The organism is Flavobacterium sp. EDS (genome assembly GCF_020991525.1).
Taxonomy (GTDB): Bacteria; Bacteroidota; Bacteroidia; order Flavobacteriales; family Flavobacteriaceae; genus Flavobacterium.
On record NZ_JAJMOZ010000001.1, the window covers coordinates 583413 to 607627 of the forward strand.

General features: G+C 30.3%; 21 protein-coding genes. 18 read left to right on the forward strand and 3 right to left on the reverse strand.

The window, feature by feature from the left end; genetic code table 11:
- Positions 1 to 93: 93 nt before the first annotated feature.
- Both LPB87_RS02570 and LPB87_RS02575 read right to left on the reverse strand, forming a co-directional pair.
- A complete protein-coding gene (locus LPB87_RS02570) occupies positions 94 to 1638 on the reverse strand; it encodes a serine hydrolase (RefSeq protein ID WP_230604795.1) in 1545 nt (514 codons plus the stop codon).
- Between the two features lie 10 nt (positions 1639 to 1648).
- Positions 1649 to 2446 carry an RNA methyltransferase gene (locus LPB87_RS02575; RefSeq protein WP_230604797.1) on the reverse strand — a complete coding sequence of 266 codons (798 nt, stop codon included), beginning with the start codon at positions 2444 to 2446 and terminating at the stop codon, positions 1649 to 1651.
- A gap of 178 nt (positions 2447 to 2624) precedes the next feature.
- Between LPB87_RS02575 and LPB87_RS02580 the strand changes: the two genes are divergently transcribed.
- From LPB87_RS02580 to LPB87_RS02665, 18 genes are all read left to right on the forward strand, one after another.
- Entirely contained in the window at positions 2625 to 3230 is a 606-nt protein-coding gene (locus tag LPB87_RS02580) for a trimeric intracellular cation channel family protein (RefSeq protein ID WP_230604799.1), read from the forward strand.
- Between the two features lie 20 nt (positions 3231 to 3250).
- Complete coding sequence (locus LPB87_RS02585) at positions 3251 to 4228, forward strand: GNAT family N-acetyltransferase (protein WP_230604801.1); 978 nt, start codon at positions 3251 to 3253, stop codon at positions 4226 to 4228.
- Positions 4225 to 5328, forward strand: a complete 1104-nt coding sequence (locus LPB87_RS02590; RefSeq protein ID WP_230604802.1) for a DegT/DnrJ/EryC1/StrS family aminotransferase — start codon at positions 4225 to 4227, stop codon at positions 5326 to 5328. The genes LPB87_RS02585 and LPB87_RS02590 overlap by 4 nt, the downstream gene beginning before the upstream one ends.
- A 284-nt stretch (positions 5329 to 5612) precedes the next feature.
- A complete protein-coding gene (locus LPB87_RS02595) occupies positions 5613 to 6596 on the forward strand; it encodes a hypothetical protein (protein ID WP_230604804.1) in 984 nt (327 codons plus the stop codon).
- A 9-nt stretch (positions 6597 to 6605) separates the two neighbouring features.
- Positions 6606 to 7058, forward strand: coding sequence for a T9SS type A sorting domain-containing protein (locus LPB87_RS02600; protein ID WP_230604807.1), 453 nt, complete (start codon positions 6606 to 6608; stop codon positions 7056 to 7058).
- Positions 7059 to 7062: 4 nt separating this feature from the next.
- Entirely contained in the window at positions 7063 to 13836 is a 6774-nt protein-coding gene (locus LPB87_RS02605; protein ID WP_230604809.1) for an RHS repeat-associated core domain-containing protein, read from the forward strand.
- A gap of 11 nt (positions 13837 to 13847) precedes the next feature.
- Complete coding sequence (locus LPB87_RS02610; RefSeq protein ID WP_230604811.1) at positions 13848 to 14567, forward strand: hypothetical protein; 720 nt, start codon at positions 13848 to 13850, stop codon at positions 14565 to 14567.
- A 320-nt stretch (positions 14568 to 14887) separates the two neighbouring features.
- Complete coding sequence (locus LPB87_RS02615; RefSeq protein WP_230604813.1) at positions 14888 to 15151, forward strand: hypothetical protein; 264 nt, start codon at positions 14888 to 14890, stop codon at positions 15149 to 15151.
- Positions 15152 to 15378: 227 nt separating this feature from the next.
- The gene (locus LPB87_RS02620) at positions 15379 to 15981 is read left to right on the forward strand and encodes a hypothetical protein (protein WP_230604814.1); all 603 of its coding nucleotides are present in this window, start codon (positions 15379 to 15381) and stop codon (positions 15979 to 15981) included.
- Between the two features lie 127 nt (positions 15982 to 16108).
- Positions 16109 to 16621, forward strand: coding sequence for a hypothetical protein (locus LPB87_RS02625; protein ID WP_230604816.1), 513 nt, complete (start codon positions 16109 to 16111; stop codon positions 16619 to 16621).
- 108 nt (positions 16622 to 16729) lie between these two features.
- Positions 16730 to 16882: a hypothetical protein gene (locus tag LPB87_RS02630; protein WP_230604818.1), complete on the forward strand. Its 153-nt coding sequence runs from the start codon at positions 16730 to 16732 to the stop codon at positions 16880 to 16882.
- Between the two features lie 320 nt (positions 16883 to 17202).
- On the forward strand, positions 17203 to 17385 hold the full coding sequence (locus tag LPB87_RS02635; RefSeq protein WP_230604820.1) for a hypothetical protein: 183 nt from the start codon (positions 17203 to 17205) through the stop codon (positions 17383 to 17385).
- A 175-nt stretch (positions 17386 to 17560) separates the two neighbouring features.
- The gene (locus LPB87_RS02640) at positions 17561 to 17731 is read left to right on the forward strand and encodes a DegT/DnrJ/EryC1/StrS family aminotransferase (RefSeq protein WP_230604923.1); all 171 of its coding nucleotides are present in this window, start codon (positions 17561 to 17563) and stop codon (positions 17729 to 17731) included.
- Entirely contained in the window at positions 17732 to 19060 is a 1329-nt protein-coding gene (locus LPB87_RS02645; RefSeq protein WP_230604822.1) for a CDP-glycerol glycerophosphotransferase family protein, read from the forward strand.
- 103 nt (positions 19061 to 19163) lie between these two features.
- A complete protein-coding gene (locus LPB87_RS02650; protein WP_230604824.1) occupies positions 19164 to 20624 on the forward strand; it encodes a lipopolysaccharide biosynthesis protein in 1461 nt (486 codons plus the stop codon).
- Between the two features lie 201 nt (positions 20625 to 20825).
- Complete coding sequence (locus LPB87_RS02655; RefSeq protein WP_230604826.1) at positions 20826 to 21911, forward strand: hypothetical protein; 1086 nt, start codon at positions 20826 to 20828, stop codon at positions 21909 to 21911.
- 146 nt (positions 21912 to 22057) lie between these two features.
- Positions 22058 to 22891: a glycosyltransferase family A protein gene (locus LPB87_RS02660; RefSeq protein WP_230604828.1), complete on the forward strand. Its 834-nt coding sequence runs from the start codon at positions 22058 to 22060 to the stop codon at positions 22889 to 22891.
- Positions 22878 to 23291, forward strand: coding sequence for an FdtA/QdtA family cupin domain-containing protein (locus tag LPB87_RS02665; RefSeq protein ID WP_230604830.1), 414 nt, complete (start codon positions 22878 to 22880; stop codon positions 23289 to 23291). The genes LPB87_RS02660 and LPB87_RS02665 overlap by 14 nt, the downstream gene beginning before the upstream one ends.
- Here the strand turns inward: LPB87_RS02665 and LPB87_RS02670 are convergent.
- Positions 23278 to 24213 (reverse strand): glycosyltransferase family 2 protein, encoded by a 936-nt coding sequence (locus tag LPB87_RS02670; RefSeq protein ID WP_230604832.1) that lies wholly within the window; start codon positions 24211 to 24213, stop codon positions 23278 to 23280. The two genes, LPB87_RS02665 and LPB87_RS02670, sit on opposite strands and share 14 nt — an antisense overlap.
- Positions 24214 to 24215 lie beyond the last annotated feature (2 nt).

Sequence of the window (24215 nt, forward strand, 5' to 3'; positions counted from 1 at the left end):
ATTTTAAAGATTCAAATAGGCTTGTCTTATAAAGAATTAAAATAAAGAGCTATTAAAATCTCTAAGTATATGCTCTTTTTGAAAGGATTAAATTTACTGAACTTTACTGAAATCCAAATCTTGGAAATCGTAACTAAAATCAGTTAGTTCAGAAATTGCTTGCATCTTTAAGTTAGTAGCTTTTCCATTAGAGTCATATTTAAAAAATAAATGGGCATCGGCATGGAAATAAGCATTATCCCATTTTACCACAAAATTTCCATCTTTGTAAAAGAATACTTCACCTACCAATTGAGGAGAACGTTTTGATGCAAAATATATTTTCCCTTTTTTTTCAGTTATCGTTACATCTCCAAACCAATTGTCTTTGTAAGTTCCAGTGATTTTGGTGAAATCAGTTTTCACTTTGTCTTTCTTGTTTTTTGCTACAACAGCCCAGACTTCATCAGTTACTTTATCTGCTGTTTCTACATTGGCTTTCATACGATTACTGTATAGAGCAACGTAATCTTCAGATTTAATTCCTAAATAACTATCTTTTATGGTATTGGTAATAGCAGTAAATGCTGCGCCAGATTGCTGGTTTGTTAAGACTATAATTCCTAATTGTAGTTCAGGAATTAAAGTAACCTGAGTAACGATTCCTTCTAGACCACCTGTATGAGTAACTTGTTTGTTTCCTTTCACATCGCTTAAAAACCAGCCTAAACCGTATCCGCTAAAATGAGTATTGTATGGTGCTCTAGGTTTTACTGGAATTATAGTTTGCAATTGCCACATTTCGTCATGTTCCTTTTCTGAGAATAATTGCTTGTTTTCGGGACCATATTTACCATTGTTCATTTGCATGATTGCCCATTTACTCAAGTCGTTTACGCTAGAATAAATACCAGCAGCAGCATCAAATAGTTGATTTTTATATCTGGTGATTACTTTTAGTTTCCCATCTATAGGTACATGTGGTGCAATGATATTGGTTGAGTCTTTTAAGCGTAAAAAAGATGCTGCACTATGATTCATTTCTAGTGGTCTCATGATGCGTTCTTCTATAAAATCGCCCCAGCTTTTTCCGCTAACAACATGAACGATTTCACCAGCAACTATATATAATAAATTATCGTAATCGTATTTGGTTCTAAAACCCGAAACAGGTTTTAAATATTGTAAGTTTTGGGTAATATCCTGTACTGTAAAATCACTTCCATCAGGCCATATCATTAAGTCTCCCGCTCCAAGACCTAACCCGCTGCGGTGAGTTAGTAAATCACGAATCGTAAATTCCTGTGTTACATATTCATTGTACATTTTAAAATTTGGAAGGTACTTTATTACCTTATCATCCCATTTGATTTTGCCTTCATCAACTAAGATGGCCAAGGCTGCACTTGTAAAAGCTTTACTATTTGAGGCAATTCCGAATAGTGTATTAGCGTCTACTTTTTCTTTTGTCAAGATAGATTTTACACCATAACCTTGTGCCTGAACGATTTTTCCATCTTTAATAATGGCAACAGCAATTCCGGGAACATTAAATGTTTTTAACGTATTTTCTACCAATGCATCAACCTCTTTATTGGTGATTTGTGCAGAAACTGAGAAACCGAATAATAGTGCTAAAAGCGATAATTTATAGTTCATGCTTTAAATTTTATAATTGATTAAAACCTCGTTGTCTTTTTGCTTCAAAAATTAATATAGCTGCTGCAACCGAAACATTCATGCTGTCTATTTCACCTTCCATGGGGATGATGATATTTTGAGTTGCTGCATCTCTCCATTCTTGAGTTAATCCTGTAGCTTCGGTACCTACAACTAATGCTGTTGGAGTAGTAAAGTCTTGTGTGTGGTAAGAAGTAGAGTTTTGAAGTGTAGCGCAGTAAAAATTAATTTTATTTTCTTTTAAAAAAGAAATGATTTCAGTAGTTGTTCCTGTTGCAATTTGATTCGTAAATAAGCAACCCACACTAGAGCGAACTATATTTGGGTTGTACAAATCGCTTTTAGGATTGGCAATAATTACTGCATTTAAATTGGCTGCATCAGCAGTACGTAGTAACGCACCAATATTTCCAGGCTTTTCTGGAGCTTCGGCAACAAGAATTAATGGATTATCAGATAGTTTTAAATCTGATAATTGCAATGATTTGGTTTTGGCTATAGCCAAAATACCTTCGGTGGTATCGCGATAAGCTAATTTTTGATAGACTTCTTTATTGATTTCGATTAAATTAACTTGTTGGCCAGTTAAATTATTGATCTCGTTTTCAGAAATTAATTCGGGTAAAAATAAAATAGTTTCTATTTTATAATCCCCTTTTGTAGCTAACAAAATTTCACGTTTTCCTTCAATTAAAAACGTTCCGGTTTGCTTACGTGCTTTTGCTTTTTCTTGCAATAACACTAATGATTTTATAAATGGATTTTGTATCGAAGTAATTTGTTTCAAGGGAAAATGTGCTGAGTTTGTAAGTGGCTAAGGTAATAAGATTTTTTAAATTTTAAATTCAATACTATTTTTTAGAAAATGACTAAATTTATTAATTGTAGTTAGCATCTGTTTATAAAGAGGATTTCTTTATTTTTGTCAGAATTATAGATTTTATTTTCATTTTAAAAACATATAAATGTTTAGCTTATTAGATATCATTGGGACAATGGCATTTGCTATGTCGGGTGCATTGACCGCAATGAATAAACGATTGGATCCGTTTGGGGTTTTTATAATTGCCTTTGTAACAGCGGTAGGTGGGGGAACGGTGCGTGATGTTTTAATTGGCAGAACACCAGTAGGATGGATGCTTGATCTAAAGTATGTTTACGTTATTATTTTAGGGTTTATTCTATCTGTTATTTTTAGAAAAAAATTTGATAGACTAAGAACCTCTTTGTTTTTATTTGATACCATAGGCTTAGGTGTTTTTACATTAATTGGATTAGAGAGAGGGATACTTACGGGTTTACATCCTATTATTTGTATTGCATTAGGTACTATGACAGCTTGTTTTGGAGGTGTTACTCGTGATATTTTGTGTAATGAAATACCTGTGATTTTTAGAAGAGAAATTTATGCTACGATTTGTATTCTTGGTGGAATTGTTTTTTTTGTATTAAAAGAATGGAATTTAAATGATGATATTTTGTATCTCGTAACTTGTATTGTTATAATTTTAGTCCGATTAATGGCAGTAAAATATAAATGGTATCTACCAGCATTAGAACACAAACGATAAATGAATTCTAATATCAAATAGTGAAAAACTACACCGTAAAATTATATCAGGAAACAGATTACGAAAAATGGAATGCCTTTATTGGTCAGGCCAAAAATGCTACTTTTTTGTTTCATCGTGATTTTATGGAATATCATAAAGACCGATTTAAAGATTTCTCTTTATTGGTTTATGAGAATGAAAAATTAGTTTCGGTTTTACCTGCAAATAGAGTTAATAATGTAGTGTATTCACATCAGGGACTGACTTATGGAGGTTTGGTTTATGATGAAAAAATAAAATTGGTTTCGGTTATTGAAATCTTTAAAAGTATTTTAATTTTTTTAAACGAGATGGCTGTTGTAAAATTACATTTGAAGACGCTGCCAGCAATTTATCATTTAAAACCTAGTGAAGAAATTCAATATGCTTTGTTTTTAGCTGAAGCAAAATTGGTTCGGCGGGATTCGTTGTCAGTTTTGAATTTATTTCAGGAAAACAAGATATCAAAAGTTAGGAGAAGAGGGATTCAAAAGGCTGTTTTTAATGATTTAGTTATCAAAGAAGAAGATGATTTTGAAGACTTTTGGAACAAAGTTCTGATCCCGAATTTGGATAAAAAGCATCAAGCTAAGCCAGTTCATACTTTAGAAGAAATACAGTTACTAAAAAAAATCTTTCCAGATAATATTCGCCAGTTTAATGTGTATCAGAATGATAAAATAATAGCAGGAACATCAGTTTTTGAAAGTAAGAATGTAGCACATTGCCAGTATATTTCTAAAAATGAAAATCAGGATAATTTAGGGAGCTTGGATTTTTTGTTTGAGTTCCTGATAAAGAAAGTATTTAGCGAAAAACAATTTTTTGATTTTGGAATATCTAATGAAGAACGAGGGAAAAAGCTAAATGAAGGGTTATCATATTGGAAAGAAAGCTTTGGGGCGAGTACAATTGTCCATGATTTTTACGAAGTAGAAACAATAAATTACGGTTTATTAAATAATGTTTTATTATGATTTCTTTTTTAGATTTGAAAAAAGTAAACGAGCCATACAAAAAAGCATTTCAGGAAAAAATGGAAGCAGTTTTGGATAATGGCTGGTATATTTTGGGAAAAGAAGTCAAAGCATTTGAGACATCATTCGCAGCGTATTGTGATGCAAAATATTGTATAGGAGTAGGAAATGGTTTGGATGCTTTAGTCCTGATTTTTAAGGGGTATATTCAGTTAGGAAAACTTAAAAGAGGAGATGAAGTTATTGTACCTGCAAATACATATATAGCTAGTATTTTAGCAATCCTGCAAGCTGATTTGGTTCCTGTTTTAGTTGAACCAAAGTTAGAAACGTATAATCTTAATCCAGATTTAATCCAAAGTGAAATTACACCAAAAACTAAAGCAATTTTAGTAGTTCATCTATACGGACAATTGGCAGAAATGGATGCCATAAATAAAATTGCTGATGTAAATAATCTTTTAGTTGTTGAAGACGCAGCACAATCTCACGGTGCTTTATTAGCAAAAAGCAAAAAGTCAAAAGTCAAAAGTAGGAATGCACAAGCATATAGTTTTTATCCAGGAAAAAATTTAGGTGCTTTGGGAGATGGTGGAGCAATTACAACGAATGATGCTGAATTGGCTAAGATTTTATTTTCGCTTCGAAATTATGGTTCAGAAGTAAAATATTATAATGATTTTGTAGGTATGAATTCGAGATTAGACGAATTACAAGCTGCATTTCTGAATGTGAAATTACCAAATTTAGATGCTGAAAATGAGCAACGAAGAGATATTGCTAAAAGATATTTAGCTGAAATAAAAAACAAAAAAATAGTATTACCATTTTGGGATTTTTCAAATAATCATGTATTTCATTTATTCGTTATTCGAACTCCAAACAGGAATGATTTACAGGCTTATTTATTAGAGAATGGTATCCAAACAATGATTCATTATCCTGTTCCTCCATATAAGCAAAAAGCATTTCCTCAATGGAATGATTTGTCTTTTCCTATCACCGAAAAAATACATAATGAAGTTTTAAGTCTGCCAATAAGTCCTGCTCTATCAGCTGAAGAAGTGAATTTTGTGATCGAAGTAATTAATAAATACTAGTTTGATATTTATTAAAAAATATACTCAAACGAATCTATTTAAAGTTACTTCTTTTAAATAGCTTGAGTGCAATATTAAAAATTGGGATTATAAAACCTTAACAAAATTATAAAAAGCTGAGCTGCTATAGAACAGGTTATAAATCGTTTTCTTTTTCTATTAGAACTTTGTATGTATTTGAGATATAAAATTAATTAGTTAAGAAAATCTTAATTTTTTTTTATTTTCATGCAATTTTATTTAGTACGTTTGGAAGAATTAATCTACAAACCAAACTACAATAAATGAAATCAATTTTTACTCTTTTATTTTCTGGAATATTTATATTAAGTAGTATTACTACAAATGCCCAAATTAGTACTTCTACTGGAGGCGCGGGGAGCATTTTACCAAACTCACCAATTTCTAATACTAATGTTGGTATTGGGACAATTAATCCAACTGCTACATTAGATGTTAATGGTGACATTAAAGTAAAAAATGCTATTTTTTCAGGATCAAGTCTCGCTGATGGTCAAACCTTCATTGACTCTAATGAGCGAAATCAAAAATGTATAGTTTTTAAAGCAGGTAATCTTGTTAATTCTAATAATAGTAGAATGATGAGTTTTTTAGATTTTCCAGCGTCAAATATTAACGCAAAATCTATGTTTTGGTTTTCTATTGATGACAGGTCTGATAATCAGAGATTAAGGATTTATGCAGAAACTGGAGGGTCTAGTACATTTGTACTTAATAATAAAATTCAACAAGAATTTGTGAAAATTTTTGAAGATGGGAATGATAAAGTTTTTATGCATTTTCCTAAACCTAATTCAAGAGTTGTAATCGGTGGATTTGGAGATTATTTGCTTGAGCATAAGTTTGTAGTTAGAGGTAGTGCAAAAATAGAAGGAAATATTTTGACAGATTCTAATATTGGTATCGGAACCTCAAATTTTGTAGACGGAGCAGATACCTATAGACTTTCAGTAAAAGGAAAGATAAGAGCAGAAGAAATAAAAGTTTACAATACTTGGGCAGATTATGTTTTTAGTAAAGATTATAAATTACCTAATTTAAAAGAAGTCGAAAAATATATCGCTGAAAATGGTCATTTGCCAAATGTACCTTCTGCTAAAGAAGTCACAGAAAAAGGTTTAGAGTTAGGTGAAATGGTAAAAATCCAACAGGAAAAAATTGAAGAATTAACTCTTTATTTAATTCAGCAGAACAAAGATATGGAAGAGTTAAAAGCTCAAATGAAGAAAATAATAGAGAAGAAATAAAATTATACTATGAAATATTATTTATCACTAGTCTTGTTAGGATTTGTAATGACAATTAATTCCCAAACAAAAATCACGTTCAACTATGATGCTGCGGGCAACCAAACATTGAGAGAACTATGTCTTTTAGGTTGTACAGCTAAAATGTCTAAAGAAATTCCCAAAGAAATTGAAGCAATTACTGAGGAAGATCTACAAAAATTTTCTCCTGAAGATGTTATTTCTTACTATCCAAACCCTGTAAGAGAAGAATTATATCTTAAATGGGAATTAAAAGACGGTAATAGTGTTTCTTCTATAGTGGTTTATGGTTTAAACGGACAAACACTAAGTACCTATCATAAAGCTGAAAAAATAAATACCCAAAATATTTCTTTTCAAAGTTACCCAACTGGTATTTATATAGTCGCTTTAATTTATACAAGTGGAGATCAAAAAACAATAAAAATTATCAAGCAATAATTATATGAAGCAATTTTACCTACTAATTTTATTTTTTATTACTCATATTTTATTTTCTCAAAATTTTACTGATACCAAAGGAGAATTACAAATTTCGAACTCCGGTACAGCAACCTATACTTTACCTATTGCTATCCCGCCAAGTATAAAAAGCGTAGCGCCAATTATAAACCTTGCCTATAGTAGTGGGATAAGAGGAGGTATTGCTGGGCAAGGCTGGAGCATTAATAGTATTTCTGCGATTAGCCGTATGGCAACCAGAAGGGATATTGATGGCTTTACTGATGGAGTGGATTTTGATGCAGATGATAAACTCGCTCTTGATGGACAACGATTACTATTAAAAACAGGAACGTATTGGGTACCTGGATCAACTTACGAAACAGAGTACAAAAGCAATACTAAAATTGAATTAAAAACAGAAGGAACTACAACTTATTTTGTTGTAACAGCTCCCGATGGTTCAAGAAGTTGGTATGGGTCACAAGGATCCGGAAATCTTCAAAACTCGATTTCTGTAAACTCATGGTATATTGTACGTTATGAGGATCCTAATGGAAATTATATTAGTTATAATTATACAACAGTTTCTTATAAGAATACCAATCAATTGTATATTGATACTATTACATTTAGCGGAAATACTACTGTAGGAATTACTACTCAAAATAAAATAGCTTTTATTTACAAAGATGCTAAAAGAATAGAAAGGGATTATATGAAAGGTGTTCCAATATATGCCACTAAAATTTTAGATAACATTCAGGTTTATTCAAATAATCTTTTATTTAGAAAATACCAACTCACTCAGGAAGCAGACCCTGATTTAGGTTATGAAAGAGTAACTCAGGTACAGGAATTCAATGGACAAAACGAGGCTTCTAATCCTGTTATTTTTGAGTATGAATCCTCTCCTACAAATAATGTAAGGAGGGAAAAAGAGTATTCTAACTCACTTAGTTTTGATAAAATAAGACTTGGAGGTGATTTTGATGGAGACGGAAGGCTAGATTTTGTAGAGGCAAATAAAGTTTATACCAATTTATTTAATGAGGATAGTGGAAATGCCCCTATTACTTTGCCTTTTATTTATGGGACTGAAAAACTAATTGCAGCTACAACTCTATCAAATAATAAACTTAATCAATTTCAATCAGTGGTTAGAGTGATTGAGAAACTAGAGAGTATTGATTTTGAATTCTATAATTTTGCAAATGGAGCTTTCCCAAATGCTTTTACAAAAACAATTACGCTTAATAACAAAGTAACCAATGAATTGGATCCAAGATGCAAGAATGGTCCAAGAGATCAGTATGAAATAAAGTATAATAATTATTACGAAGGTGATTTTAATGGAGATGGAATTTCAGAGGCTTTTATAATTTCAGCAAGAAATGAACAAAATATAGTAGAAGCAGTTCTTGGTGAAGGTGAAGAATTTCAAATTCGATGCCTTTATGAAGTTGTAAATGATGGTTACGATTATTATATAGTAGATTTAAATCCGAACAGTTCAGCGATCATGGGAAGTAAAGGATTCGTAAAACTTAACACGAATATAATACTTAATTCCTTGGATTTTTTTGACTATAAAAATTTAGTCGGAGACTTTAATGGAGATGGCAAATCGGATATTTTATCAATAAATCAAAATGGAAAGTTCTATCAAGTTTTGAGTTTTAAGCAACTAACTGTTGCTCCATGGATTGAAATAGAAATAATTGGTTCTGGAGTTTTAGATAAATATACCCCTTCTAAGCAATTATTATTAGGAGATTTCAATGGGGATGGAAAAACCGATATTATGTTGCCTGACTCTGAAGGAGGAGAAGGTCATGCCCTATGGCATATTTATTATAGTAATCCAAATCCTGCTGGGGGTGATTTTTTCACTAAAGAATCTCATACTATTGTAGAATATAGACCTGATACAAGCAGAGATGGTAGTGATTACTCTACACAGGTGCATTATAGTACTTATTATGCTATGGATGTAGATAAAGATGGTAAATCTGATTTAGTGCGTGTTTGGAGAAAATATTATAAACCAAAATGGACAATAAATGATCATAATACGGAGTGGCAAATAACAGCATTTACTAATAATATAGGAAACACTTTAAGTACTAAAACTTTCCCTTTAACTTATAATTCTGATACTAAACATCCATTTTTAGGGTATGTCCACTTAAATTCTAACTCTCCTGATATTCCTATTCCTTTAGCTTCTAATTTTAGATATAATGGTGCTAATACCGATCTAGTACTTATTAGAGGACATTACAATAGAATTGAGTATTATCAATTTAATAAAAATGTAAATACTGATAACAGATTAAAATCGGTGACAGAGGCTAGTGGAAATATTAAGCAAACTATCGAATATATGCCAATGCAAACTACTGGAAGTGGTTTAGGAGATATCAATGGTTTTTATTCTTCTAGTGAAACTGCTCTTTATCCTGATATAGAAATTATTCGAAATCCAGAGAGTTTTTTAGTTTCTAAACTTACAGCAACAATAAATGGTATTTCAAAATATCAGGATTTTAGATATAGAGGATATGTATCTAATTATAATTACGGTACAGTAGGTTTTACAAAAACTACAAGAAGTAGTTGGTATCTATCTCCATACGATGCTAAAATATGGACTACCCAATACAATGATCCCAATCTTAGAGGGGCTAATACGATTACTTGGTCGAGTACAAACGCATCAACTGTTTTTGCTGCTATCCCAACTGATTTATTGAGTACTAAAACAAATGTTTTTGCAACCTATTCTAAAGGAGGCAATACACCATCTGTTCCCTTGCCTAGTGAAATAAATATTATAAATCCTGTAACTGCTAGTGAAACTACCAAAGCAAGTAATTCGATTACAGCATCATCTGCTATAAATAATGATTTAAATGTTAATTATCTGGCCCCACAAATAATTTTAAAACCAGGATTTAGCGCAAAAGCAAGTGATAATAGTATTTTCAGGGCCTATCCCTTTATAGAAAGCGAAAATGCACCAACAACAAATAGTAGCGTTTATAATGTATTATTAACCAAACAAACTACTGTAGATCATCTTACAGGTATAAAAAATGAAACTACTTTTACCTATGACGGTACTGTTGAGAGCAAAAGTTATTTTGGTTTGGAAACCCGAAGCGTGTCAAAACAATATAGTGGAGGAACCTTACAAGGTACAACAATAGTCGATACTCAATATGATAACAATCCAACAGGAATTGGTAGTGGGTATTATATAGGAAGACCAAAAAAAGTAAATACTTCTTCTACTATTTATACTGGTGACACCCGAACAGCTGAGGAAAAATATGTTTATACAGGAACAAATTTAACTAAAACAGAAAAAAAAGGACATAATACCTATGCCATTATAGAGGATATGACCTATGATACAGTAGGAAATTTATTGACTAAAAAAGTAAGTGCTCCAGCAGCTTCAGTCCCAGTAGCTGCCCGAATGATTACCGATGAATATGACAGTACGAAACGATTTGTAATTAAAAAAACAGATAACCAGGGGTTTGTTACCAATTATGCTTATAACGCATTAGGCCAAGTAACTAAATCTACCGATTATATGGGAGTCGTTAGCGATTTTGTATATGATAATTGGGGTAAATTAACCACTAGTACGATTACCAATGCCTCACAAACGCCTCTTGTTACCAACATTGTGTATGAAAAACGATCTGATGGTGGATATACCACAACTAATACAACTAATATCGATTCTAAAACTATTACAGTTTTTGATGTATTAGGAAGACCCGTTATTACTACTACAAAAGGATTTACCGTTAATTCTATGGTGTCTAAACAGGTTGTTTATGATGCATTAGGAAGGAAGACTAAAGAAAGTGAACCTAGTTTGTCTTCCCCTGGACTATGGACTTTATATGAATACGATCATTTAATGAGGCCAACAAAAATTACATTACCGACTGACAAAATACAGACAATAGCATATAATGGATTAACTACAACTAGCACTGATGATGGAAGAACTACCACAGCTACAGTAGATGCACTGGGTAACAAAATACAAACTACCGATCCTGGAGGTACGATCAATTTTGTTTATTATGCTAACGGAAGCCTTAAAGAGTCCAATTATGAAGGAAATAAAGTAACAGTATCTATTGACGGATGGGGTAATAAAGTTGCCATGACCGACCCAAGTGCTGGTACCTATACTTACTCCTATGATGCATTTGGGCAAATGAAAACAGAAACTACGCCTAATGGTACTACTTCATTTGTGTATGATGATGCAGGGAAAACAACAGAAAAAACAATTAAAGGTACGAATACCGATAGTAAAACTACTTATGCCTATAATGGTTTAAACCAAATTACAAGCAGTACTTTTACAAATACATTTGAGAGCAGCGTTATTACCAATAACTATGAGTATGATACTTATAAAAGATTATCCAGAACTATTGAAACAACTCCTTATGCTACTTTCACAAAAGAACTGACCTATGACACTTACGGAAGAGCTAACAAGGAAACGTCGACAGCTTCAGCAAGTGGCAAAACAAGTGCTAAAACAGTAAAGAACACCTACCAAAATGGTTTTCCTTGGCAAATAGTCGATGATGCAACACAACAAGTTTTATGGCAAACCAATGCTCTAAACGAAAGAGGACAGCTTACAGGTGCTTCTTTAGGAAATGGTATCGTGATTAACAATACGTATGACCAATATGGTTATGCTGAAAAGTTTAAACATGATAAAACAGGAACAGCTCCTGTAAATATTATGACATTAACAACCACTTTTGAACCAAAAAGAGGTAACCTAACCAACCGAACAAATAACTTATTTAACTGGAATGAAAATTTTAAATACGATGAATTAGACCGTTTAACAAGTTATTACAACGCGCAGGGAGTTCCAGAAATTCAGAGTTACGATGTCAAAGGTAAAATTTCTCAAAATAGCGTAGGAACATACAACTATACTGTACCTAATAAAACATATCAAAATAATTCGATTACGTTAACTCCTGAAGCTTTATCCTATTACCAAAACAGAGGATCTGGAGCAAACACAGCTCCTAAAATGGGAATAGAAGTTACTTACAATACTTTTAAAAGTCCTGTAAGAATAAGAGAACAAGGTCGTGATGGAACTTACAACGATTATATAAATTTTGCTTATAATGATGGTAATGATCGTAGCACCATGTTTTATGGCGGATTGCAAGATGATAAATTACAACGTCGCTATCGCAAGCATTATTCTGCCGATGGATCGATGGAGATTAAAGAAGACAAAACAACAGGAACTGTAGAATTCGTAACTTATATAGGAGGCGATGGCTACACGGCATCTATTGTTTTAAAATCGGATGGCATAAATTCTGCAAATTATTTATATTTACATCGTGATTATCAGGGTAGTATTATCGCTATTACAGATAATAACGCAACTATTGTCGAAAAACGTCTTTATGACGCTTGGGGAGCGATAATCAAAGTACAAAATGGTACAGGTGTAACTCTGGATGGCTTAACAGTTTTGGATCGTGGTTATACAGGACATGAGCACATACAAAGTATGGGGCTTATCAATATGAATGGCCGTTTATATGACCCGAAATTGCACCGTTTTTTACAACCAGATAATTTTATTCAGCAAATTGAAAATACACAAAACTATAATCGTTACGCTTACGTTCTTAATAACCCGTTAAAATATACTGATCCGAGTGGGGAAGAAATCACTTTAGGAGTTGCAATAGGCATCGGAGCAGCCATAGCAGCATTAACCTATACTGTAACTGCATTACTAGCCGATGTGCCATTTACTGTTGGTGGCTTAGTAAAAGCTACGTTTATAGGTGCAGCAAGTGCAGCAGTTACTTTTGGTATCGGTAGTGGAGCTGAAAATCTATTTACGAATTTCTATTCACAAGCAGCATTTCAGGCTGTTTCGCATGGTACTTTTCAAGGAACTATGACGGCAATTTCTGGAGGTAAATTCTGGAGTGGTTTTGCTGCAGGAGCATTGAGTAGTATTGCTGCGAGTGCATGGAGTGGAGGTGAAACCATTACCGATAATGGTAATTATACAATGTCAATGGCAAAACATGCAGGTCTTGGAGCAGGGACTGGAGACTTAGGTATGATTGCTTTTGGGACTGTTTCTGGTGGAGCAGGTGCTGCGCTTACAGGAGGGAACTTTTGGCAAGGAGCAGTAACAGGATTAGTAGTTTCTGGACTGAATCACGCAGTGCATAAAATGGAAGAAAGAAGAGAATTACTCTCAAGGTTTAAAAAAGGAAGTAGTATTAAACCATTTGGTAAACCTGATTTTAGTCAAAAGGGTATTAGAGATATAAATGGAGCTGTTGATGGACTAGGTAATGATTTTGTTAAAGCAGGTAGTCCAGAAGTAAGTTTTGATTTAATTGGTAGAGATACTGCTCATACCACAGATGGGCACGTATATATTAATCCAAGTAAAATAACTACTAATTATAAATATGCTTCTATTTTATTTCACGAGTATCGACACGCATATCAATATTTTGCACCTTATTTAGGTAGTTCTTCAAGAGTTGAACATTGGAAAAAACTTTATGGGAATGATTATGGTGGAGAGGGTGGATATAGAGATGCGATGGAGTATGATGCATATTCTCATCAATATAGAATGGGGGATGCAAGTCCATATGTAAATGATGGTCTTGGAATGTATTATAACAGAATGGTTATGAAATGGAATAAGGCTAGAAATTAATACTAATAAAAATGAAACATTTAATAGAAACTTTAATCTTCGTATTTAGTATATCTTGTTTATATAATTGTACTGAAAAAAAATCTATTTCAAAGAATGATTTAGAAATAACTTTTAAAAACGATAGCCTTTATACATTTTCAGATAAGAGTTCAAAAGATACAGTTAACATAATTCGTTATTCGATAAAGAATAATTCTTCTAATATATATTATATAAATAAAATGATAAGAGGGGCAGAAGTTTATAAAGAAGGGATTTATAAAAATGGAGTAAATATTTTTGTTTTTGATAGCAATACTAATAAAGAAGTAAAGTATAAACAAGATTTGACTGATTATGGCAATTTTGATACAAAATCATTTTATGATTTTATAAAAAATGAAGCGGACTCAACAAGTAAATGGTTGGGATACAAATACACTTTGGATTATTTTGAAACATTTGATATTGAAGATAAAAGAATTTTTATTCATCCAAATGAAGAACTTTATTTTGAGTATCCAATTTTTATAAAAAAGTTTCAAAAATTCGATGGGAATCGTATAGGATTTGTGAATTTAAATTCTAATAAAAATTATTATGCAACAATATCAATTGCTAGTGATAGATTGATTTCTAGTAATAAATTACCAAGAGATATTTTGAAAACAATAGAAATTAATAATGCTAAAATTTATCACGGTATTCTTGAATCTAAAAATAAAGTACCAATAAAAGTTTTAGAGTAAAAGTGGAAAATAAAGAAATGATATTTATTTAACAATTTGAAGACTAGAACTTAAAGTGTAATCTTTCTGAGTGCGTTTTACATAAGAACATTCCATAAAAATAGTTTTTTGTGTATCATCATTTCTGGACGGTACACTTTTAAAAAAGTCAAAATTGAGAAACAAAAGAATACACGAAAATTCAGAGTAAACTAGTAAATGGTAAAAAAAAAATCCGGACCTGGTTTACTTCCTTAAAAAACAATAAAACTTTAAAATGGGAATATCCCAAGGTTGATGTACAGCTATTTATTAAACCAGTTTTAAAAAACGTTGGGCAAATGCAAATTAAGCCTGAAATTTTAAATAAAGAAGATCCAAAAGAAAAATTAGTAACTCATTTTGCAAGTAGATTGTTTTTGAAAAATGTAGAAATTAATGAGAAATTATTGAGGTATAGGGATAGAATAATTCAAAATATAATAGATGATTGTATTGTTTTATTATCTTCAGAAACATACCAGTATGAAATATATTTGTTTTCAAAAAAAATTGACAAAACTTGTAGAGTGTCTATAAAATATTCAGACAATAAAAGATTTTGATATTTTGTTAATGATAGTGGAAAAAGGATAGATATAGTGAATTAATGTCTATGATGTTTTTTTGACAAGGTGAGGTACCAGATTGTTAGTTAGTGGACTAAATATTATGTTCATAGAATAGTTTAAAGGCAAGATATCGTAGGGCGTTTAAAAGCAGCTGGGTATGCTACCCCAATACATATGCAAATCTTTGGAATAAATTATTGAACGGTTTTAAATAAAATTTCATGAAAAAAATATTTTTATTATTATGTGTTCTATTTTTAAATTTTTCTGAATATAAAAATTTAGATATTGAATTACATATAGTCAACACGAAAATAAAAAATAGGGAAATGATTACTTTTCAAATAAACAACAATTCAAATACAAATTATTGTTTTATAATGGATACTCTTTTCCCTGATAGAGGGAAAGAGTATTACTATTATCAAAAGCAATTTATAAATCCTCAACTACTTATTTCGGATAATAAAAACAAAGAAAATTCAGTCTGGGTTAAAGATATCTCATATGATGAAAAACAATATGAAAAATTAAAAATAAAAAAACACTCTCTTCATGATAAAATAAGTCTAATTTTTATAAAAAAAAAGAGCAAAGTAAAATTTAATTTGACTTTTGATTTAATTCAAAAAATAGATGAAGAAACAATTATGTATTACAAATTAAATAAGAAGGAAAAATATAAATGTGAAATTGAATATTTTATTAAACAAGAATTTATCGATAGTAAATTTCCCAAAAAAAAGATAGATTCTATCAAACAGAAAGGATACAAGTTTTTTATAGGTAACTTAAAATCCAACAAAGTGCCATTAGAATTATAACAATGACTAGAATAATCGTAAAGCTATACCTCTGAAGGGGATATGTCAAACGGAACGATAGTGCAGAAATTCTTTCCATGTTCACAATAATAAAATATTTACAAAATTAATAACAAACATAAAATTCATGAAACAAATTATTACCTGCTTATTTTTAACATTATCATTAACAGCTTTTTCGCAACAGCTTACTTATAAAAGTGGAGGAACCGTTTATAATGGAGAAAACAAAAGATTATCATCCGATGAAGTTCGACAACTTTTAGCTAATAATAGTGACGCACTAAGCCTTTATAATGCAGGGAGAAGCAAAAAAACATGGGGGAATGTTCTTTTTTATGGGGGAATAGGTCTTGTGGCAACGAACTTAATTATCGGTATGAATACAGATAATAGTACTACATCTTATCCTGGAAATGGATATTACCCTTCAGTAAAATCTGAACCAACAAATATGACTGCTGCCATTATTGGTGGAGCTTTGATTGTTGCTTCTATCCCTATTAAAATTGGTTTTCCTAAAAAAATCAAATCAGCTCTTTCAAAATACAATGACGGCTTGGTAGATAATTATAAACCTGCTCCTAAAACAACCTTATTAGCAAGTATAAATCAAATAGGTTTAAGAATTGAATTTTAGGGTTATTATTTTTTTAAATTGAGGCATTATAGTGTAACAATTGTAGAATCAGGAACAAATTTACGTATGTTTAATATTTTAGACTATCCCAGTTAAAATACACATCCATTGCCAATATCTGTATTTCATATGGGAGACAGGAATGCTAAAACCCGTTTTCAATTTCGATTAGAAACTAATGGATATAGACAGTTTATAATGAATAATAAAAGCCTAGCAGAAATAGTCAAAATTTATGAAGATGGAAAAGATAATGTATAAATGCAGTTAGGAAAAGCAAACAATCGTGTTGTAATTGGAGGATATTCTAATCACCTCGAGTAGCTTAACAATAAAATATTTGTTCAAGGAGGTAATGCTAAGGTATAAGGAAACATTTTAACAGACTCTAATTTAGGTATAGGAACATCAAACTTTACGGATGGAGCGAATACTTATAGATTATCAGTAAAAGGAAAGATAAGAGCAGAGGAAATAAAAGTTTATACTACTTGGGCAGATTATGTTTTTAGTAAAGATTATAGATTACTTAATTAAAAGAAGTTGAAAAATATATAGCTAAAAATGGCCATTTACCCAATGTGCCTTCTGCTAAAGAAGTCACAGAAAAGGGTTTAGAACTTGGAGAAACGGCAAAAATACAACAGGAAAAAATAGAAGAGTTAACTCTTTATTTAATTCAGCAAAATAAAGAAATGGAACAGCAAAGTAAAGATATTCAAGAGCTTAAAAATCAAGTAAAGGATTTATTAGGAAAGAAATAAGTGTCATTATTTAAATTTGGTATTTTTGAAAAAACTATATAAATGACTTTATTATATTTTGATCTAATTTTAGTGGGAAATTGTTTAGTTTTGGCTGTAGTTGTTGCAGATGACTCAATGTTTTCAAGATAATTAACTATTATAATTATTTTTGATAGGATGAAAAATAATTATAATAGTTAATTATCTTACTACTTTACACAAGCAAGAGGCCTTCCCACAATGGAATAATTTATCTTTTCCTATTACTGAAAAGATACATAACGAGGTTTTGAGTTTGCCGATTAGTTCTGTTTTGACAGATAATGAAGTGAGTTATATAGTTGATATTTTAAACCAATATTAAATGGATTTTGCAAAAAGGCATGAACTTAAATTAAGTATTAAACGATATGTACCAGAAAAAATCTGGCTTTCATTTTTTAAAATATATGAATCGTTAAAACTTAGATACATCTATAAAGAATATTTAATTAAAAAAGCACCTGATAGACATAGAAATGCACTTGAAATTGTTAGAAAAAAAGAAAAAATAAGAGTCGCTTTCTTTTTGACGCATGAATCAGTATGGAAATATGATATGCTTTTTAATTTAATGTTAGAGCATCCAAGATTCGAACCAGAAATATTTGTTTGTCCAATTGTTAATTATGGTGTGGAAAATATGCTTTTTGAAATGGACAAATCGTTTAAATCATTTAAAAATAAAGGATATAAAGTTATCAAAACATATAATAATGAAACAGGAAAGTATTTAGACATAAAAAAGAGCTTTTCACCTGATATAGTATTTTACACTAGTCCTTATAAAGGGATACAAGATTACAGATACTATATAAATCAATTTTCAAACACCTTAACATGTTATGTACCTTATAGTATCCCAACGGTTAATTATGAGTTTACCTATAATTTAGATTTTCACAATCTAGTTTGGAAAATTTTTTCGGAAACAGAGATTCATCAAAAAATGGCATCCAAAGAGCAAAGAAATAAAGGGATTAATAGAATTGTAACAGGTTATCCAGCATTTGATCCGCTTTTAATTAATAAACGTCCAAAAGAAGTTTGGAAAAATAAGAATCCCGCCTTAAAAAGAATTATATGGACACCACATCATTTAATGAACGAGTTAAGTAAAGTATCTAATTTTTTGGAGTACTATGATTTCTTTTTAGAATTGGCGATTAATTATAAGGATAAAATACAAATTGCATTCAATCCGCATCCTTTATTAAGAGTTAAATTGGAAAATGACCCAAATTGGGGTAAAGAAAAAACCGATTGTTACTTTAATAAATGGATAAATATCGAAAATGGTCAGTTTGGAGATGGTTATTATATTGATCTTTTTTTGACATCAGATGCACTAATACATGATAGTGGTTCATTTATGGCAGAATATCTTATTACAGGAAAACCATCGCTTTTCATGATTAGAGATGAATCGGTAATGGACTATTGGAATGCTTTCGGAGAAAAAGCAATCGAAGCACATTATCAATCTAGAAACAAAGAGCAAGTTATAGATTTTATTGAAAATGTTGTGCTGAATGAAAACGATTGTATGAAAGAGCAACGTAATAATTTTGTGCAAAATAACCTGATTCCTAAAAATAAATTAACTGCATCTGAAAACATATTGGATTATTTAGAGAGCCAGATCTTTCAATAATTTAAGACTGTTTTTTAGCTTAAGATTTTATTTATAATTAGTAAAGAGTATAATGATATTTTGATTGAACAAATTAAAAAAAAATAAATTAAACATTTAATAAATGGATAAGATCTCTTTAAAAGCAATAGCTACTAAAGGAATTATTTGGTCTGCCGTAGATAAATTTGCTGCTCAGTTCGGTCAATTTGTTGTAGGTGTAATACTTGCACGCATTTTATTGCCTGAAGACTTTGGTTTAATAGGGGTGTTAACTATTTTTATAGCGCTATCACAGACTTTTATCGAAAGTGGATTAGGAATAGCTTTAATTCAACGTCAAAATAGATCTAAAGTTGATTTTTCGACTCTATTTGTATTCAATTTAGTTATAAGCAGTTTTTTTTATTTGGTATTATTTTTCTCAGCACCTTTTATATCTTCTTTTTTTAAGCAACCTCAATTAATTGATTTGACAAGAATCTTAGGTTTGGTTTTGTTTTTAAATGCTTTTGCAATAGTTCAACGAACTAAACTGACAATTGAGATTGATTTTAAGTCCATTGCAAAAAGTAATGTTGTTGGAATTATTACTGGCGGATTGTGTGGAGTAGTAGCTGCAATGAATGGATATGGAGTTTGGTCATTAGTTATTCAAATGCTTATTGGAGCTTTTAGCTCATCTTTATCTTTTTGGTTTTTAAGTAATTGGAAACCTTCTGTTATTTTTTCAAAAACGGCATTTAAATCTTTATTTGGTTATGGATCAAAATTATTAATTGCTGGTTTGTATGCCCAAGTTCTTAATAATATATATAATATTTGTATAGGTAAGTTTTATCCAATTACTTCACTAGGCTATTATACAAGAGCAAAGAATTTTGCCGATTTATCGGCTGGAACTATAGTCAGCATCTTGCAACAAGCTACTTTTCCAGTTCTTGCATCATTACAAAATGATAAAGAAAAACTAGTTTCTGTTTACAGTCGTATGATTCGAATGTCAGCTTTTTTTATTATTCCTTTAATGACTCTGATTGCTTTGTTGGCCAAACCAATTGTTATATTATTACTTACAGAAAAATGGATCTCTTTAATTCCACTTTTGCAATGGATGGTTTTTGCTCGTGTTTTTTTTCCTATGAGTGCAATTAATATGAATTTATTGAATGCAATTGGTCGCTCAGACTTATTTTTAAAAGTTGATCTGTCTAAATTACCTTTAACTATCTTAGCAATGATAATTACAATTCCATTAGGTATAAAATCAATTATTATTGGTCATGTTATTACATCAGCGATATCATTCATAATAAATGCATATTTGCCAGGTAAGTTTTATGGTTACGGGGCAATGCAACAATTAAAGGATATGCTACCCATTTTTACAGCAACAATAGGAATGGCAGTTTTAGTATTTGCGATATGTTACTTTATAGATAATTTAATATTTCAATTATTTTTAGGAACTATTTTTGGGGTTTCAGCGTATTTATCCATTTGCTGGATATTAAAACTAGAAGAGCTAAAAGAAATTTTTAAATTATTTTTGAGTTTAAAAAAAGATAATACTTTAAAAATTTAATATGTTATAATAGTTATGAGTTTGTTGAATGCATATTTATGAAAATAATCTTTATAGCATAGGGAGATATAGGCTTTCTAATTAAAAATAAGACTTAAAGACTATGTTAGAGAAACGTGTTTCTTTTGATTTTATAATTTGAAGTGTTTATTTCAGGAAAGATCATTTTATTTTTTTGCTGAATATAATAATGTAAAAAATATGAAAATTCTTTTATTAGGTGAATATAGTGCTCTTCATTATACATTAGCAGAAGGGTTAAGAGTATTAGGGCATGATGTTGCAGTAGCTTCTGATGGGTGCAAATGGATGGGAAATGATAGAGATATTGATTTGTTTCGCCCTGGATACGATTTTTTCAACTCAGTAAAATACTTGGGCCGAGTACATAATATTTTTAAGAAATTTACAGGTTATGATATCGTACAGATTAATAACCCTTCATTTTTGGATTTAAAGATTAAAAGAAATCTTCATTTTTACAGATTTTTATTAAAAAATAATGATAAAGTTTTTTTAGGTGCATTTGGGACTGATTATTTTTGGGAGAAGTTATGTTTAGAAAATAAAACACTTAGATATACTGATTTATTTATCGGAGAAAAGCCTCTTGATATTTATAAGTGTGAATGGTTAGGAAATCAATTTCAAGATGCAAATATTGAAATTGCAGAAACGTGTACTGGTATAATCTCATGTTTGTACGAGTATTATAAAGCGTATGAACCTTACTATAAAGATAAATTAGAATATATTCCTTTGCCTATTAATACTGACTTGCTTCAGTATAAACAAAAAGGAATTCAAGAGGATAAAATCAAAATTTTTATTGGTATTCAAAAGTTTAAAACGAAATTGAAAGGCACTGATTTATTTCTTGAAGAAGTGATGAAAATTCAGCAAGCTTACCCCAAAGAGGTTGTAGTAAATAAAGTTACTTCCTTACCTTGGATGGAATATGTGAAAATTATGTCGGAATCAGATGTTTTATTAGACCAGGTTTATTCATACACTCCTGGTATGAATGGTCTAATTGGTATGGCGCAAGGTTTGGTTTTAATAGGAGGAGGAGAACCAGAAATGTACGAATTGTTAAATGAAAATAATAATCGTCCAATTATTAATGTATTTCCTGTGAAAGAGGATATTTACAGCCAATTGGAAAAACTAATAGAGAATAAAATGATTATTTCTGAAATTTCAGAAAATAGCAGAAGATTTGTAGAGCAGCATCATAATTATATACAAGTGGCTCAACAATATGTTGATTTTTGGAATAGTAAATAGTAATTTATTCTCCAAAAAAGTGTTATAAATACCTAATCATTCTAATATGTTGTCTTTTTATAATTAATAATTCCTTGTTTTTTTCTGTAATTCTGCTTTGTTTTATTTTCAAAATAACATCTATATTTGTAAGCATATAATTAAAAATGATAAAGACTTTTCTGGAAAATGACATTGAGATTTTAATTTCTACAATGAATCAAGATTCATTGGATTTTTTGGTTGCGATGTTTCCGTTTATACATTTTTCTAATTTTTCTATTTTAATTATTAATCAAACTCAAAATGAGAAAATTCTAACTTCGAGTTATTCTAAAGTAAGAGTTATAAATTCGTTTGAAAAAGGTTTGGCAAAAAGCAGAAATTTGGCTCTTGATAATGCTATTGGAAAAATTCTTGTTATTGCTGATGATGATATTGTTTATCAGGGAGGATTTACAGCTAAAGTAATGAATGCTTATAATAAGTTTCCTCAAGCGGCTGTAATAAATTTTTCAGTGATAAATTCAAATAGAGATTTAATTAAAAAATATCCTTCTGGTTCTAAAGTTAATTTGAATATCTTCGATATACTGAATGTGAGCTCAATAGAAATGACATTGAACAAAGCGATTGTTGACGCATCTAATATTCGATTTGATGAACGTTTTGGTTTAGGAGGAACTTTTGAAATGGGTGAGGAAGCTGTTTTTCTATCTGATTTAAAAGCAATACATCAACAGCTTATTTTTGATTCGCAAATAATTGTAATGCATGAAAGTCAAACTTCTTCAGAAAAGAAAAATATAACTAATAAGTATTACATTCAAGGTGCGCTATTTTCAAGAATATTTAAAAATAAATATATTTTTTGGATTTTTATCAAATTATTTTTTGATTTAAAACAGAAAAAAATACGATTAAAAAATATTAAAACTGCTTTGAAAAGTGCAAAAAGAGGGCATGAAAAATTTGATATGACGAAGTATGGAAATAAATAATAACAGGATACAAATTATCTCAATTCCTAAAATAGAAGAGCGAAGAGGAAATCTCTCCGTAATAGAACACGACACAGTTCCCTTTGATATTAAAAGAGTGTATTACCTGTATGATGTTCCAAGTGGGGCAGAAAGAGGAGGGCATGCTCATAAAAATTTGCAACAATTTTTAGTTGCATTAAGCGGTAGTTTTGATGTTGTTTTAAATGATGGGAGAGAGTCAAAAAATATTACTTTGAATAAACCATTTGAAGGTTTGTTGATTAAACCTGGAATTTGGAGAGAACTGCAGAATTTTTCTTCAGGTTCTGTTTGTTTGGTAGTGGCTTCGGAGGTCTATATAGAAACTGATTATATAAGAGATTTTGAGGAGTTCATTAGTTATTCTACTCATAAATAGAAAAGTATAGCCCCTTTTTTTTTAGATAATTTTTTACTTTAAAAAGTATACGCAAAGAAAAACTGGGTAGATTTAATAAAAATTGAATCTTTAAATTAATATTTTGTTTATCAACATCTTTTAAATAAAAATTTTTTTCGGTTTTATATCCAAATGTATGATAACGTAAGCTGTATTCAATTCTGTATAAATCCAAAAAAAATTTAAGAGAAGGGTTTTGCTGTTCAGGTATTTTAAACTGCTGAAAATCCATTAATTTCATCGTATTAATGTTCTTTTTAGATAAACTATTAGGTATGTCATAATTATAAATAGTTGTAATTTTATTACTAATTGCTACATTGTGATGAATGCCTATTTTTGTCCATAATTCTAAATCTTGACCATTTGTAACTCCAGGTGTAAAACCTTCAAATTTCAATAGTATTTCCTTTGGAATTGCTAAGCTCGAAGTCCATGTTGTTCGAAATGGGGTATTCGAATAAAAATAGTTTTCGATAATCCCTGAAAATGACTTTTCGACTCCCTTGTGATGTGGTATTAAAAATTGCTTTGATATTGTTTTTATTTTGTAGCGAGAGCAATAAATACCGCAGTTGGAGAAGTCATTATATAATTTAAATAGTGTTTCTAAGTGATTAAAATACCAATAATCATCTGCATCTAGAAAAGCAATTAATTTTCCCTTAGATTTTTCGATTCCTAAATTTCTTGCAACAGAGACACCTTGGTTTTGTTGGTTGTATAAACTTATTTTAGGGTTCTTTAAGCTGAGAACCTTGATTTTGCTATCATCACTAGATCCATCATCTATTATAATAATTTCATAATCTGTAAAGGTTTGGTCGAAAACACTCTTTAAAGTATTTTCAATATGACTAGATGCATTGTATAACGGAATAACGACTGAAAAAAAAGGCATAT

What these genes read in the sequence shown, in the direction of transcription:
- LPB87_RS02595 (WP_230604804.1), top strand. Translation starts at nt 5,613, where the DNA reads ATGAAATCAATTTTTACTCTTTTATTTTCTGGAATATTTATATTAAGT.
- LPB87_RS02580 (WP_230604799.1), top strand. Translation starts at nt 2,625, where the DNA reads ATGTTTAGCTTATTAGATATCATTGGGACAATGGCATTTGCTATGTCG.
- LPB87_RS02650 (WP_230604824.1), top strand. Translation starts at nt 19,164, where the DNA reads ATGGATAAGATCTCTTTAAAAGCAATAGCTACTAAAGGAATTATTTGG.
- LPB87_RS02615 (WP_230604813.1), top strand. Translation starts at nt 14,888, where the DNA reads ATGCAAATTAAGCCTGAAATTTTAAATAAAGAAGATCCAAAAGAAAAA.
- LPB87_RS02665 (WP_230604830.1), top strand. Translation starts at nt 22,878, where the DNA reads ATGGAAATAAATAATAACAGGATACAAATTATCTCAATTCCTAAAATA.
- LPB87_RS02610 (WP_230604811.1), top strand. Translation starts at nt 13,848, where the DNA reads ATGAAACATTTAATAGAAACTTTAATCTTCGTATTTAGTATATCTTGT.
- LPB87_RS02625 (WP_230604816.1), top strand. Translation starts at nt 16,109, where the DNA reads ATGAAACAAATTATTACCTGCTTATTTTTAACATTATCATTAACAGCT.
- LPB87_RS02590 (WP_230604802.1), top strand. Translation starts at nt 4,225, where the DNA reads ATGATTTCTTTTTTAGATTTGAAAAAAGTAAACGAGCCATACAAAAAA.
- LPB87_RS02620 (WP_230604814.1), top strand. Translation starts at nt 15,379, where the DNA reads ATGAAAAAAATATTTTTATTATTATGTGTTCTATTTTTAAATTTTTCT.
- LPB87_RS02655 (WP_230604826.1), top strand. Translation starts at nt 20,826, where the DNA reads ATGAAAATTCTTTTATTAGGTGAATATAGTGCTCTTCATTATACATTA.
- LPB87_RS02670 (WP_230604832.1), bottom strand. Translation starts at nt 24,213, where the DNA reads ATGCCTTTTTTTTCAGTCGTTATTCCGTTATACAATGCATCTAGTCAT.
- LPB87_RS02600 (WP_230604807.1), top strand. Translation starts at nt 6,606, where the DNA reads ATGAAATATTATTTATCACTAGTCTTGTTAGGATTTGTAATGACAATT.
- LPB87_RS02605 (WP_230604809.1), top strand. Translation starts at nt 7,063, where the DNA reads ATGAAGCAATTTTACCTACTAATTTTATTTTTTATTACTCATATTTTA.
- LPB87_RS02660 (WP_230604828.1), top strand. Translation starts at nt 22,058, where the DNA reads ATGATAAAGACTTTTCTGGAAAATGACATTGAGATTTTAATTTCTACA.
- LPB87_RS02570 (WP_230604795.1), bottom strand. Translation starts at nt 1,638, where the DNA reads ATGAACTATAAATTATCGCTTTTAGCACTATTATTCGGTTTCTCAGTT.
- LPB87_RS02645 (WP_230604822.1), top strand. Translation starts at nt 17,732, where the DNA reads ATGGATTTTGCAAAAAGGCATGAACTTAAATTAAGTATTAAACGATAT.